The sequence below is a fragment of the Kitasatospora sp. NPDC057198 genome, from assembly GCF_042670125.1.
In the GTDB taxonomy this organism is placed as follows: Bacteria; Actinomycetota; Actinomycetes; order Streptomycetales; family Streptomycetaceae; genus Kitasatospora.
This window is the reverse complement of record NZ_JBHUWH010000162.1, coordinates 1-15,527: the sequence shown is the minus strand read 5'-3', so window position 1 is coordinate 15,527 and position 15,527 is coordinate 1. Positions and strand designations below refer to the sequence as shown.

At 77.2% G+C, this 15,527-nt stretch carries 3 protein-coding genes; all 3 read left to right on the top strand.

Annotated features, from left to right (window positions below):
* Positions 1 to 86: 86 nt before the first annotated feature.
* The gene (locus ACFUEL_RS19410) at positions 87 to 12,044 is read left to right on the top strand and encodes an SDR family NAD(P)-dependent oxidoreductase (RefSeq protein ID WP_380237586.1); all 11,958 of its coding nucleotides are present in this window, start codon (positions 87 to 89) and stop codon (positions 12,042 to 12,044) included.
* 111 nt (positions 12,045 to 12,155) lie between these two features.
* Positions 12,156 to 12,992, top strand: a complete 837-nt coding sequence (locus ACFUEL_RS19405) for a hypothetical protein (protein WP_380237585.1) — start codon at positions 12,156 to 12,158, stop codon at positions 12,990 to 12,992.
* Between the two features lie 7 nt (positions 12,993 to 12,999).
* Positions 13,000 to 15,527 (top strand): condensation domain-containing protein (locus tag ACFUEL_RS19400; RefSeq protein ID WP_380237584.1); only part of this gene is annotated, 2,528 nt, incomplete at its 3' end.

The following is a 15,527-nucleotide window of genomic DNA, read 5'->3' as shown; positions in this document are numbered from 1 at the left end:
CCGTCTGCGGCACGCTGCGCCGCGACGACGGCGGCGCGACCCGCCTGCTGACCTCGCTGGCCGAGGCGTACGTCAACGGCGCCCCGGTGGACTGGACTTCGGTCCTCCCGACCGCCGAGCTGACCGAACTGCCGACGTACGCCTTCCAGCACGAGCAGTTCTGGCCCCCGGCCGCCGTCCCCGCGCTGGACGGCGACGCGGTGTCGCTGGGCCTGGGCGCGGTCGGCCACCCGCTGCTCGGCGCGGCGGTCGAACTCGCGGGCGGCGCCGGGGTGGTGTGCACCGGGCGGCTGTCCGTACGCACCCACCCGTGGCTGGCCGATCACGCCGTCGGCGGCTCCGTGCTGCTGCCCGGCACCGGCTTCGTCGAACTGGCCGTCCGGGCCGGCGACCAGGTCGGCTGCTCCCGCCTGGAGGAACTCACCCTCCAGGCCCCGCTGGTGCTGCCCGCCGACGGTTCGGGCGTCCAGGTGCAGGTCGTCGTGGCGGCCCCGGCCCCGGACGGGCGGCGCACCGTCGAGATCTTCACCCGGCCCGACGGCGAACCCGACTGGGCGCGGCACGCGAGCGGCCTGCTCGCCCCCGCCGGGGACGCGGCCACCGCCGAGGACGACTTCGTGCTCTGGCCCCCGCGCGGCGCCGAGCCGGTGGACGTCAGCGGCCTGTACGCGGCACTGGCCGACACCCCGTACGGCTACGGTCCGGCGTTCCAGGGCCTGCGGGCCGTCTGGCGGCGCGGCCCGGAGCTGTTCGCCGAGGTCGCCCTGCCCGACACGGTCGCCGCCGACGCGGGCGCCTTCGGCCTGCACCCCGCCCTGCTGGACGGCGTGCTCCAAGCCGGCGGCCTGCTCGGCGGCGAGGACGGCGACCCGGCCGAGGTGCGGCTGCCGTTCGCCTGGACGGGCGTCGAACTGCACGCGGGCGGCGCCGCCGTTCTGCGGGCCCGGCTGACCCGCGACGCCCGGGGCGCCCTGGTGCTGGCCGCCGCCGACGCCACCGGCGCACCCGTGATCACGGTCGAGTCGCTGACCACCCGGTCCGTGACGGCCGAACAGCTCGACTCCGCCGCCTCGGTGGCGGCCGACGCCCTGTTCACCGTCGAGTGGGCGGCGATCGCCCCCGGCGAAGCCCCGGCCGGTGACTGGGCCCTGCTCGGCACCGACGATCCCGGGCTGGCCGAGGCGGGCGTCCCGGTCCGGGCGTACGCCGACCTGGCCGAACTGGCCGCCGCCGTCGAGGCGGGCCGGGACGAGCCCGCCCACGTCGTGGCCGTCCTCGGGGGCGGCCCGGACGGCACCCCCGCCGAGGCCGCCCGCCGGGCCACCGGCGAGGCGCTCGACCTGGTGCAGCAATGGCTGGCCGAGGAGCGGCTGGCGGACGCCCGGCTGATCGTCGTCACCCGGGGCGGCGTGGCCGTCTCGGCCGGCGAGCGGGTCGCCGACCTGCCCGCCGCCGCCGTCTGGGGCCTGCTGCGCTCCGCCCAGTCCGAGAACCCCGGCCGGATCGTCCTGGCCGACCTGCCCGCCGGTGCGCGGGCCGCCGTGCTGCCCGCCGCGCTGGGCAGCGGCGAGTCGGAGCTCGCGGTCCGCGGCGACAGCGTGTACGGCCGCCGACTGGCCCGCCCCGCAGGCGAGTTGCCGGTGCCCGACGGCCCGTGGCGGCTGGAGCCGGACCCGGACGGGTCGCTCGACGGCCTGACGGCGGCGCCCGCGCCGTGGGCGGCGCAGCCGCTGGAGGACGGACAGGTCCGGGTCGCCGTCCGGGCGGCCGGCCTGAACTTCCGCGACGTGCTGATCGCCCTGGGCATGTACCCGGGCGGCGGCCTGATGGGCGGCGAGATCGCCGGCACGGTGCTCGAAACCGGCCCCGGTGTCGAGGGCCTGGCGGCCGGCGACCGGGTGGTGGGCGTCGCCGCCGGCGGCTTCGGCCCGACCGTGGTCACCGCCGCCCGCCAGCTGGTCGCGATACCGGACGGCTGGTCGTACGCGGACGCCGCGTCGGTGCCGGTGGCGTTCATGACCGCCTGGTACGCGCTGGTGGACCTGGCCGGCGCGCGGCCCGGCCAGCGGGTGCTGGTGCACGCGGGAGCGGGCGGCGTCGGCATGGCCGCCGTCCGGATCGCCCGCCACCTGGGCCTGGAGGTGTTCGCCACCGCCAGCCCCGCCAAGTGGCCGGCCCTGGCCGCGCTCGGCCTGGACGCCGCCCACGTCTCCACCTCCCGCAGCGCCGACTTCGAGGCCGACTTCCTCGCCGCCACCGGCGGCCGGGGCGTCGACATCGTCGTCAACTCCCTCGCGGGCGAACTGACGGACGCCTCGCTGCGGCTGCTGCCCGGTGGCGGCACGTTCGTCGAGATGGGCCGCACCGACCTGCGCGACCCGGCCGCCCTGGCCGCCGCGCACCCCGGCGTCCACTACCGGCCGTTCGACCTGGCCGAGGCCGGGCCCGAACGGATGGGGGAGATGCTCGGCCGGATCGTCGACCTGCTCACGACCGGCGAACTCGACCGGCTCCCGGTCCGCGCCTGGGACGTCCGGCGGGCCCGCGAGGCGTTCCGCTTCGTCCAGCAGGCCCGGCACACCGGCAAGCTGGTGCTGACCTTCCCCGCCGCCCTGCACGCCCCCCGCCGGGGCACCGCGCTGGTCACCGGCGGCACCGGGACGCTGGGCGGGCTGGTGGCCCGTCACCTGGCCGCCACCGGCCGGGCGGAGGGCCTGCTGCTGACCAGCCGCTCCGGTCCGGCCGCTGCCGGGGCCGCCGCGCTGGCCGCCGAACTGGCCACCGGCGGGACGCCCGTCGAGGTGGTCGCCTGCGACACCGCAGAACGCGCCGAGATCGCCGCGCTGCTGGCGGGCGTGCCCGCCGACCGTCCGCTGCGCACGGTGGTGCACACGGCGGGCGTGCTGGACGACGGGACGATCGGGTCGTTGACGCCGGAGCGGGTGGACCGGGTGCTGCGGCCGAAGGCCGACGGTGCCTGGCACCTGCACGAACTGACCGGTGATCTGGACGAGTTCGTACTGTTCTCGTCGGCGGCGGCGACGTTCGGGGTGCCCGGTCAGGGCAACTACGTGGCGGCGAACTCCTTCCTGGACGCCCTCGCGGCCGACCGTCGCGCCGCCGGCCTGCCGGCGACCTCGCTGGCCTGGGGCCTGTGGGAGAGCGTCAGCGGACTCACCGGGCAGCTCAGCGACGCCGACCGGGCCCGGATGACCCGCGGCGGCGCCGTCGCGCTGACCGCCGCCGAGGGCCTGGCCCTGCTCGACCACGGCACCGCCCGCCCCGAAGCACTGCTGGTGGCGACCCGGCTCGACCTCGCCGGACTGCGCGCCCAGGCCGCCCGCAGCGGCGACGTCCCGCCGCTGTGGCGAACGCTCGTCACCGCCGGCCCCGGCCGCCGCAGCGCCGCCTCGGCCGGCGCCGCCGGCGCGGACTCGCTGCAACGCCGACTGGCCGGCCTCACCGAGCCGGAGCGGATGCGGACGCTCACCGACCTGGTGCGCACCCACGTCGCCGCCGTGCTCGGCCACGCCTCCACCGACGCCGTCGAACCCGGCCGGGCCTTCACCGACCTGGGCTTCGACTCCCTCACCGCGGTCGAACTGCGCAACCGCGTCGGCACCGCCACCGGCCTGCGGCTGCCCGCGACCCTGGTCTTCGACTACCCGAGCCCGGCCGCCCTCGCCGCCCACCTGCGCGGGCGCCTGGTCGGCGACGACGACCAGCCCGCCACGCCCCTGCTGCCCGCCCCGGCCGCCGCCGGAACGGACGAGCCGATCGCGATCGTCGGCATGGCCTGCCGCCTCCCCGGCGACGTGAACGACCCCGACACCCTCTGGCGGCTGCTCGCCACCGGAACCGACGCGATCTCCCGCTTCCCCGACGACCGGGGCTGGGACCTCGAGGGCCTCTACGACCCCGACCCGGACAGCGTCGGCACCTCCTACGCCCAGGAGGGCGGCTTCGTCACCGACGCGGGCGGCTTCGACGCCGACTTCTTCGGCATCAGCCCGCGCGAGGCGCTCGCCATGGACCCGCAGCAGCGCCAGCTGCTGGAGACCTCCTGGGAGGCCCTGGAGCACGCGGGCCTCGACCCCGCCGCCCTGCGCGGCAGCGCCACCGGCGTCTTCGTCGGCGGCTTCGCCTCCGCCTACGGACTCGGCTTGGCCGCCGGCAGCGAAGGCGCCGAGGGCCACCTGACCACCGGCTTCGCCACCAGCGTGATGTCCGGCCGGATCTCCTACACGCTCGGCCTGGAGGGCCCGGCCGTCACCGTCGACACCGCCTGCTCCTCCTCGCTGGTCGCTCTGCACCTTGCCGCGCAGGCGCTGCGCGGCGGCGAGTGCACGCTCGCCCTGGCCGGCGGTGCGACCGTGATGGCCACCCCGGACGGGATCGTCGGCTTCAGCCAGCAGCGCGGCCTGGCCGCCGACGGCCGCTGCAAGGCGTTCTCCGACGAGGCCGACGGCATGGGCTTCGCCGAGGGCTCGGGCGTGATCGTCCTGGAACGCCTCTCGGACGCCCGGCGCAACGGGCACCGGGTGCTCGCCGTGGTGCGCGGCTCGGCCGTGAACCAGGACGGCGCGTCCAACGGCCTGACCGCCCCGAACGGCCCGTCCCAGCAGCGCGTCATCCGGGCGGCGCTCGCCAACGCCCGGCTGACCGCCGCCGACGTGGACGCGGTGGAGGCGCACGGCACCGGCACCAGGCTCGGTGACCCGATCGAGGCGCAGGCGCTGCTGGCCACCTACGGTCAGGACCGGCCGGAGGGCCGGCCGCTGTGGCTCGGCTCGGTGAAGTCCAACATCGGGCACACCCAGGCCGCGGCCGGTGTTGCGGGCGTCATCAAGATGGTGCTGGCCTTGCAGCACGAGCTGCTGCCGCCGACCCTGTACGCGGACGAGCCGTCCTCGCACGTGGACTGGACGGAGGGCGAGGTCGCGCTACTGGCCGAGCCGGTCGCCTGGCCGGCGGGGGAGCGGGTGCGCCGGGCCGGTGTCTCCTCGTTCGGCATCAGCGGCACCAACGCGCACGTCCTGCTGGAGGAGGCCCCGGCCGAGGAGCCGGCGGCGGCGCGGTCGGCGCAGCCGGGTCGGCCCGTGCCGGTCGTCGCGGACGCGGCGGCGTGGGTGGTCTCGGGCCGTTCGGCGCAGGGCCTGGCGGCCCAGGCGGAGCGGCTGGCGGACTGGTCCGTCGAACACCCGGACCTGGAACCGGCCGGTGTGGCATGGTCGTTGGCGACCACCCGTTCGGCGTTCGAGCACCGCGCGGTGGCCCTGGGCGGTGATCCGGTCGGCGCTCTGCAGTCCTTCGCGGCGGGGGTGCCCTCGGGCGCGGTGGTTTCGGGAGTGGCCCGGCCGGGGGCGCGGACGGTGTTCGCGTTCGCCGGCCAGGGTTCGCAGTGGCTGGGCATGGGGCGTGAACTCGCCGAGGTGAGCCCGGTGTTCGCGGCGCGGCTGGCGCAGTGCGCGGCGGCGCTGGAGCCGTTCGTGGACTGGTCGCTGGACGAAGTGCTGGCCGGTGAGCCGGAGTTGAAGGCCGCCGATGTGGTGCAGCCCGCGCTGTGGGCGGTGATGGTCTCGCTCGCCGCGGTGTGGGAGGCGGCCGGTGTCACGCCCGATGCGGTGGTCGGCCACTCGCAGGGCGAGATCGCGGCGGCCACCGTCGCCGGGATGTTGTCGCTGGAGGACGGCGCCCGGGTCGTCGCGCTGCGTTCGCAGTCGTTGAAGGTGCTGGCGGGTCTGGGCGGGATGCTGTCGGTGGCGCGTTCCGCCGAGGCCGTGCGGGAGCGGATCGTCCGGTTCGGTGAGCGGGTCGCGCTGGCGGCGGTCAACGGGCCTGCGGCGGTGGTGGTTTCGGGCGAGCCCGGGGCGCTGGAGGAGTTGCGGGCCGAGTTCGAGGCGGAGGGCGTGCGCGCCAAGCTGGTCGCGGTGGACTACGCCTCGCACTCGGCGCAGGTGGATCTGCTGGAGGGTGAGATCCGCGAGGTTCTCGCCCAGGTCGCGCCGCGTCGGGGCCGGTTCCCGATGGTCTCCGCGATGAGCGGGGAGACCCTGACGGGCGAGGAACTCGACGCCGGGTACTGGTACGCGAGCCTGCGCGCCACCGTCGACTTCGAGCGCGCCGTGCGGACCCTGGCGCGCCAGAACTACCAGGTCTTCGTCGAGGTGACCCCGCACCCGGTGCTGCTGGGCGCGATGAACGACACGCTGGCCGAGGTCGCGGCCGAGTCCGGTCCGGGCGCTGTCCCGGCCGCGGTGTGCGGCACGCTGCGGCGCGACGACGGCGGTGCCGCCCGCCTGGTCGCCTCGCTGGCGGAGGCGTACGTCAACGGCGCCACGGTGGACTGGACTTCGGTTCTCCCGGCGGCTGAGCCGGTCGAACTGCCCACCTACGCGTTCCAGCACGAGCGCTACTGGCCGAAGGCGGGCGGGCCGTCCCTGGGTGGGGACGCGGTGTCGCTGGGCCTGGGCGCGGTCGGTCACCCGCTGCTCGGTGCGGCGGTCGAACTCGCGGGCGGCGCCGGGGTGGTGTGCACCGGGCGGCTGTCCGTGCGCACCCACCCGTGGCTGGCCGATCACGCGATCGGCGGTGCGGTGCTGCTGCCGGGTACCGGTTTCGTCGAGCTGGCCGTGCGGGCCGGCGACCAGGTCGGTTGCGGCCTGTTGGAGGAGCTGACCCTCCAGGCGCCGCTGGTCCTCCCGTCCGACGGTTCGGGCGTCCAGGTGCAGGTCGTGGTGGCCGACACCGATGCGGACGGGCGGCGCGGCGTGGAGATTTTCTCCCGGCCCGACGGGCGGTCCGACTGGACGCAGCACGCGAGCGGCCTGCTCGCCCCCGCCGGGAGCCCCGCCACCGTCGAGGACGACTTCGTGCTCTGGCCCCCGAGCGGCGCCGAGCCGGTGGACCTTATCGGCCGGTACGAGGCCGCGGCCGAGGGGCCGTACGGCTACGGTCCGGCGTTCCAGGGCCTGCGGGCCGCCTGGCGGCGCGGAGCTGAGGTGTTCGCCGAGGTCGCGCTGCCGGAGTCGGTGGCCGCCGACGCGGGCGCCTTCGGCCTGCACCCCGCCCTGCTGGACGCGGTGCTCCAGGCCGTCTCGCTGCTCGCCGAGGACGGCGACCCGGCCGAGGTGCGGCTGCCGTTCGCCTGGACGGGCGTCGAGCTGCACGCGGGCGGCGCGTCCGTCCTGCGGGCCCGGCTGACCCGCGACGCGCAGGGCAGCCTGGTGCTGGCCGCCGCCGACGCCACCGGCGCACCCGTGGTCACGGTCGAGTCGCTGATCACCCGCCCGGTGACGGCCGATCAGCTCCAGCCGGCGGGGCCGTCCGTGGCGGACGCGCTGTTCGCCGTCGAGTGGGCGCCGGTCGCCGGGGCACAGGCTCCGGCCGGTGACTGGGCGCTGCTCGGCACCGACGATTTCGGGCTGGCCGAGGTGGGCGTCCCGGTGCGGGCGTTCGCCGACCTGGCCGCCCTGGCCGCCGCCGTCGCGGCGGCGGAGATCAGCCCGGCCTTCGTGCTGACCGCCGTCTTCGGCGGTGCGGACGCGGACGCGGCCCGGTCCGCCCGCCGGGCGACCGGTGAGGCGCTCGACCTGGTGCAGCGCTGGCTGGCCGAAGAGGCGCTGGAGGGCGCCCGGTTGGTGGTCGTCACCCGGGGCGCGGTGGCCGCCTCGCCCGGCGAGCGGGTCGCCGACCTGCCCGCCGCCGCCGTCCGCGGCCTGCTGCGCTCCGCCCAGTCCGAGAACCCCGACCGGATCGTCCTGGTCGACCTGCCCGCCGACCTGCCCGCCGCCGCCGTGCTGCCCGCCGCGCTGGGCAGCGGCGAACCCGAACTCGCGGTGCGCGGCGAGGCCGTGTACGGGCGGCGCCTGACGCGTTCATCCCGCTCCGCCGCGGCAGTCGAACAGCCCCGGGCCGCGGCCGGCACCGCGCTGGTCACCGGCGGCACCGGGACGCTGGGCGGGCTGGTGGCCCGTCACCTGGCCGCCACCGGCCGGGCGGAGGGCCTGCTGCTGACCAGCCGTTCCGGTCCGGAGGCCGCTGGTGCTGCTGTGCTGGCGGCCGAACTGGCCGGGGCCGGAACACCGGTCGAGGTGGTCGCCTGCGACACCGGGGTGCGCGCCGAGGTGGCCGCGCTGTTGGCGGGCGTTCCCGCCGACCGTCCGCTGCGCACGGTGGTGCACACGGCGGGCGTGCTGGATGACGGCACGATCGGGTCGTTGACGCCGGAGCGGGTGGACCGGGTGCTGCGGCCCAAGGCCGACGGTGCCTGGCACCTGCACGAACTGACCGGTGATCTGGACGAGTTCGTGCTGTTCTCGTCGGCGGCGGCGACGTTCGGGGTGCCCGGTCAGGGCAACTACGTGGCGGCGAACTCCTTCCTGGACGCCCTCGCGGCCGACCGTCGCGCCGCCGGCCTGCCGGCGACCTCGCTGGCCTGGGGCCTGTGGGAGAGCGTCAGCGGGCTCACCGGGCAGCTCAGCGACGCCGACCGGGCCCGGATGACCCGCGGGACGGCCGCGCTGAGCGCCGCCGAGGGCCTGGCGCTGCTCGACCTGGCGCTGGCCGGCGACGAGGCGGTGCTCGTCCCCGCCAAGCTCGACCTCGCGGGGCTGCGCGCCCAGGCCGCCCGCAGCGGCGACGTCCCGCCGCTGTGGCGTTCGCTCGCGGGCCGTCCGGCCCGGCGCAGCGCCGCGGCCTCCGGCGAGGGCGGCGCGGACTCGCTGCACCGGCGGCTCGCGGCGCTGCCCGCCGCGGACGGGGACCGACTGCTGCTGGACCTGGTCCGGGCGCACGTCGCCGCCGTCCTCGGGCACTCCTCGGGTGACGCGGTCGACCCGGGCCGGCCGTTCACCGCGCTGGGCTTCGACTCGCTGACGGCCGTCCAGCTGCGCAACCGGCTGACCGCCGCGACCGGCCTGCGGCTGCCCGCGACGCTGGTGTTCGACTACCCGAGCCCGGCGGTGCTGGCCGGCCACCTGCGCGGTCGGCTGGGCGGCGGCACGGGCCCGGAGACGGCCCCGGCCGCGCCGGTCCCGACCGGGGCGGCGGCGTACGACGAGCCGATCGCGATCGTCGGGATGAGCTGCCGCTTCCCGGGCGGGATCACCGGCCCGGAGGACCTGTGGCGGATGGTCTCCGACGGGCGGGACGCGATCTCCCCGTTCCCGACCGACCGCGGCTGGGACCTCGACGGCCTGTACGACCCGGACGCCGCGCACCTGGGCACCTCGTACACCCGGGCGGGCGGCTTCGTGCAGGACGCCAGCGCGTTCGACGCGGCGTTCTTCGAGATCTCGCCGCGCGAGGCCCTCGCCATGGACCCGCAGCAGCGCCTGCTGCTGGAACTCTCCTGGGAGGCGTTCGAGCGGGCCGGTCTCGAGCCGACCTCGCTGCGCGGCAGCTCCACCGGCACCTTCGTGGGCGGCTACACCTCCGGCTACGAGACGAGCGTGATGGCGTACGGCGGCGCCGAGGCCGAGGGCCACCTGATGACGGGCATCGCGACCAGCATCCTGTCCGGGCGGCTGGCCTACACCTTCGGCCTGGAGGGGCCGGCGGTGACGGTCGACACGGCGTGCTCCTCGGCGCTGGTCGCCCTGCACCTGGCCGCGCAGGCGCTGCGCGCGGGGGAGTGCTCGATGGCGCTCGCCGCGGGCGTGACGATCATGGCCACGCCGGGGACCTTCGTCGAGTTCTCCCGGCAGCGCGGCCTGGCCCCGGACGGGCGCTGCAAGGCGTTCGCCGCCGCGGCCGACGGCACCGGCTTCGCCGAGGGCGCGGGCGTGCTGGTGGTGGAGCGGCTCTCCGACGCGCTCCGCAACGGGCACCGGGTGCTGGCGGTGCTGCGCGGTTCGGCGACCAACCAGGACGGCGCGTCCAACGGCCTGACCGCCCCCAACGGCCCGTCCCAGCAGCGCGTCATCCGCGCCGCCCTGGCCAACGCGGGCCTGCGGCCGGACGAGGTGGACGCGGTGGAGGCGCACGGCACCGGCACCAAGCTGGGCGACCCGATCGAGGCGCAGGCGCTGCTCGCCACCTACGGGCAGGGGAGGCCGGAGGACCGGCCGCTGTGGCTCGGCTCGGTGAAGTCGAACATCGGGCACACCCAGGCCGCGGCCGGCATGGCCGGCGTGATCAAGGCGGTGCTGGCGCTCCAGCACGGACTGCTGCCGCCGACCCTGCACGTGGACGAGCCGACCCCGCACGTGGACTGGACCGAGGGCCGGGTGCGGCTGCTGACCGAGCCGGTGGCCTGGCCGGCGGGGGAGCGGGTGCGCCGGGCCGGTGTCTCCTCGTTCGGCATCAGCGGCACCAACGCGCACGTCATCGTCGAGGAGCCCCCGGCCGCCACCCCGGCCCCGGCCGCCGTCCCCCCGGCCGCCATCGCCCCGGCGCGCACCGCCGCCCCGGCCGTCTCCGGGCGGCCGGCGCCGGCGACGGTGCCGTGGGTGCTGTCCGGGCGGACCCCGGAGGCGCTGCGGGCGCAGGCCGGCCGGCTGCGCGAGTTCCTGCTGGAGCGGCCGGACGCCGACCCGGTGGACGTCGCGCTGTCGCTGGCCACCACCCGCACGCTGTTCGACCGGCGCGCGGTGGTGCTGGGCGCCGACCGGGACGGACTGCTCGCGGGCCTGGCCGTGGCCGCCGCGGGCGTGCCCACCCGGGACGTGCCGACCGGCGCGGCGGAACCGGGCCGCAAGGCGGTGTTCGTGTTCCCCGGCAGCGCGTCCGGCTGGCTCGGCCCGGTGCCCGAACTGCTCGACGAGTCACCGGTCTTCGCGGCGGCCGTGGCCGACTGCGAGCGGGCGCTGGCCCCGTACGCGCCCTGGTCGCTGACCGAGGTGCTGCGCGAGGGCCCGGCCGGTCCGGCGCTCGACCGGGCCGAGGTCCGCGAACCGGTGCTGTGGGCGGTGATGGTGTCGCTGGCCGCGCTGTGGCGCGCCGCGGGCGTGCACCCGGCGGCCGTCGCCGGCCACGGCGTGGGCGAGATCGCCGCCGCCCAGGTCGCCGGCGTGCTGTCGGCGGACGACGCGGCCCGGCTCGCGGTGCCGGGCGCCCACGGCCCGGCGGACGACGGCGTCCGCCCGGCGGCGGGCGGGCTGCCGCTGTTCTCCACCCGGACGATGGACTGGCTGGACGGCGCGCGGCTCACCGCCGGCCACTGGCGCGCCGACACCCCGCAGGCCCCGCAGGCGGGCGCGCTGGCGAGCGTCCTGGCCGACGCCGGGTACACCGCGTTCGTCGAGGTCAGCCCCGATCCGGTGCTCACCGCCGGGCTGTCCCGGGCGCTGGACGAGCAGGGCCGCCGGCCCGGCACCACCGCCGTCGGCACGCTCCGCCACGGCGAGAGCGGACTGGGCGCGCTGACCGCGGGCCTGGCCGCCCTGCACGTCCACGGCATCCCCGTGGACTGGGCCGCCGTCGTCGGCGGCGGCCGCCGGGTGGACCTGCCCACGTACGCCTTCCAGCGGCAGCCGTACTGGCCGCAGCCGCCCGCCCGCACCCCCGGGACCGGGCACCCGGCCGGGGCCGGGCCCGACCCGGCGGGGGAGCGGCGGTTCTGGGACGCCCTGGCGGACAAGGACCTCGCCGCGCTCGCCGACGTGCTCGGCCTGGCCGATCCGCTGCGCCCGGACACCCCGCTGGGCAGCGTGCTGGACCGGCTGTCGGCCTGGCTCCGGCCGGAGCCCGGCGACGCCCCGCAGGACGTCGACGGGCCCGGAGCGCGCCACCTGGACTGGCTCCGGCAGCTCGCCGACCGCCCGGAGGACGAACGGCGCGGCCTGCTGCTCGACCTGGTGCGCGCGGAGATCGCCGGACTGCTCGGATACCCCTCGGTGGATTCCGTGCGGCCCAACGGCGATGTCTTCGAAATGGGCATGAACTCCATGACGGCCGTTCAACTGCGGGAATCCGTCAACGAGTTGACCGGCCTTACACTGCCGGAGGGCTTCGTCTATGACCTCTATCTGCCGGAAAGGATCGCCGACTTCCTGATCGGCGAAATGGCGGAGGCGCTCCGGGACGGCAACGCCGACCGGTGAGGGTTCCCGGGAATTCCGGCCCGGCGCCCGCGCCGGGCCTTCTCCCCGCGGGCCGCCGCGGCCCGCACCGCAGGAAAAGCAGTCATCCGAATCCGAAGACGGGATGAGAAAGTGCCGAACGAGAACGCCTGGAGCGTCATCACCGCCCCCACGTCGAAGTCCCTGATCCTCGGCGTCGACTTCCCGGCGGCCGGGCGCCGCGAGGCCGGTTTCGAGGACCTGGCCGCGGGGATGGGCGCCGAGTGGGCCGGTCACGGCTTCCTGCAGACCACGCCCCCGCCGGTCCGGCTGGCCGACCGGCCGTCCGGCGACTACTACACCGACTTCTGGCTGCGCGACGGCCACTGGGACGACTACGAGGTGGTGGCCGTGCTCGGCTACTGCGTCGGCGGCGTCTACGCCGGGGAGATCGCCGGGCGGCTGGCCGAGCGCCAGGGCACCGCGCCCAAGGTGATCCTGTTCGACGCCCAGGTCACCGACCTGCAGCTGCTGGAGTCCGAGATCCACAAGATGATCGGCCTGGCCGGCCCGGTCTTCAAGGACGAGGAGGCCGCCGACGCCAAGCGGCGGGCCGCCGAGATCGTCGGCAGGCCGGGCATCGGCCTGCTGGACGCGGCCGTCGACATCGTCGGCCTGTACCGCGAGATGGCCGCCGTCGCGTTCGGACGGATCGGCCTCGCCGACGCCCGCCGGGACGAGGTCGTCCGGCTCTTCGAGTCGTACATGACCTGGCTGTCCGCCGCCTCCCAGATCGACCCCAGCCGGTCCTGGGGCGACTCGCTGGCCGTCACCTCCTCCGACTACGCCGAACTGGAGCGCACCGGCGCGGCCACCGTCGCCAACGCCGTCAAGTGGCTGGGCCGCCGGATCGAGCTGGAGATCGGCCACGTCGACCTGCTGCGCGACGACTCCACCGTCCGCGTCCTGCGCGCCGACGCCGGACTCTGATACCGCCATGGAGACCTCGACCAAGGAGAAGGCCCTCTGGCTGCTGGAGCAGCTGGCCCCCGGCACCGGGGTGAACAACCTGGGACTGGGTCTCCAGGTGGCCGGCCGGCTGCGGCCGGACGCGCTGCGGGCCGCGCTGGCCGTCGTCGCGGGACGGTTCGAGGTGCTGCGGACCGTCTACCGGGCCGCCGGCGCCGAACTGCACAAGGAGGTCGTCCCCGCCGAGCGCTTCGTCGTGGACGTCGAACCGCTGCCGCTGACCGGCGGCCCGCTGGCGGCCGACCTGACCGCCTTCGCCGACCGGACCTTCCCGCTCGACGGCAGCCCGCTGCTGCGGGTCGGCCTGGCCGCGCACCCCGACGGCGACGTGCTCTGCGTGGCCGTCCACCACCTGGTGTTCGACATGGTGTCGGTCGGCCTGTTCCTCCAGGCGTTCATCCCCGTGTACGACGCCCTCGCGGCGGGCCGCCCGGTGCCCGCCGGGGCCGTCGAACCCGCCCCCGCCCTCGCCGACCCCGCCCCGAAACCCGCCGACCTGGAGTACTGGCACCGGACCCTGGACGGCTTCCGGCCCGACCGCCTCGACCTGTGGTGCGGCACCCCGCGCGGCCGGCAGCCCGACCTCACCGGGGCGAGCGCCGCCCGCCCGCTCTCCGCCGACGCCGGACGGGCGCTCGCCCTCCTCCAGCGCGAGACCCGCTCCCCGCTCGCCGCGGTGGTGCTCGCCGCGTACGCCGCGCTGCTGGTCTCGCACGGCGCCGGACCCGACCTGGTGGTCGGCTCGCCGGTCAACGTCCGCGGCGCGCACGCCGGGGCGATCGGCTACCACGTCAACGTGGTGCCGATCCGGCTCCGGGTCGACCTCGCCGAAGGCTTCCGGCCACTGGTGCGCCGCGCCCGGGACGCCTTCCTCGGCGCGATGGCGCACGCCGACACCCCCGTGGACGAGCTGATCGCGCAACTGCCCGGCATCGGCACCTCCTGGCAGACCCAGCTGTTCCGGCACCTGTTCAACTTCCTGCCCGAGGCGCCCGCCGTCGAACTGACCGTCGGCGGCCTGCCCGCGAAGGTCCTGACCGTCGACAACCCGCACAGCAAGTTCGACCTGGAACTGGTCGGCTCGCCGACCCGCCCCGACCTGCTCCTGCGCCACTCCGCGGCGCTGGCCGGCCCCGACGTCGAAGCGATGCTGGAACGCCTCGACGCCCTGCTGGTCGACGCCGCCCGGGACCTCGACCGCCCGCTCGCCGACACCGCGGGCTGGAGCGCCGCCGACCGCCGCGCCACCGCCCCCGCCGACCCGGGCCCCGCCCGCCCGCTCCTCCCGGCCGCCCTGCGCGAACCGGCCGCCCTGCGCGAACCGGCCGACCGCACCCTCGCCGACACCGCCGGCGCCGTGCGCGCCGCACTGACCGCGGCGGGCGTGCGCCCCGGCGACACCGTCGCCGTCGTCGCCGACCGCGCCGAGAGCGCCGCCGCCGTCCTGGGCACCTGGTGGGCCGGCGCCGTCTGCCTCCCGCTCGACCCCGGCCACGACCCGTCCTGGACGGAGCGCCTCCTCGCCCACGCCCGACCGGCCGCGCTGCTGCTCGGCGCCGGCGTCCGGCCGCCCGCCGACCGGCCCGCGCCGGTGCTCCGGCTCGACGCACTCCCCGCACCGGCCGACCGGACACCGGCCGACCGGACACCGACCGACCGGACACCGACCGACCGGGAGCAGCCCGAGTACGACGGCAGCCCGGACGGGGTCGCCTGCCTGCTGTACCACTGCGGCGACGACGGCCGACCCGCCGCCACCCCGCTCGACCACCGCCGACTCGCCGACGCCGTCGGCCACTTCGCCGACCGGCTCGGCGTCGGACCCGGCACCGCCGTACCGGCCCTCGCCGCGCCCGGCACCGCCGAGGCACTGTTCGAGACCTTCCTGGCGCTCACCGCCGGCGGCCGCTGCGTACCGGTGCCCGACCGGGCCCGCCGCGACGGCGCCGCCCTGCGCGACGCCCTCGCCCCGTACGACGCCGCCGTCGTCGTCGTACCGCCCGGCACCCCCGCCCGGCTCGCCGCCGAGACCGCCGCGCACCGGCCCGGAACGGCCGTGCTCGCCCGCTCCGGCGAACTGTCCGCCGCCACCGCCGCCCGGCTGCTCGCCGCCGGCGCCCGGCTGCACGGCGGCCACGGCACGCCCGACACCGCCGGCTGGGCGCTGTCCGGCCCCGTCACCGACCCCGACCGGCCGACCGCCGTCCACCCCGTCCCCGGGCTCGCCGCCCGGATCACCGCCCCGGACGGGCGCGAACTGCCCCCCGGACTGCGCGGCGAACTGCGCCTCGCCGGCGCCGCCCCCACCGGCCTGCTCGCCCGCCGCCGCCCCGACGGCGCCCTCGAACCGCTCGGCCGCCCCGACCGGCTGACCGCCCCCGCCGACGGCACCCCCGCCCTCGACCTCGACCGGGTCGAGGCCGACCTGCTCGGCCACGACGGCGTCACCGCGGCCGCCGCCCTGGCCGTGCCCCGGCCCGACGGCGGGCACACCGT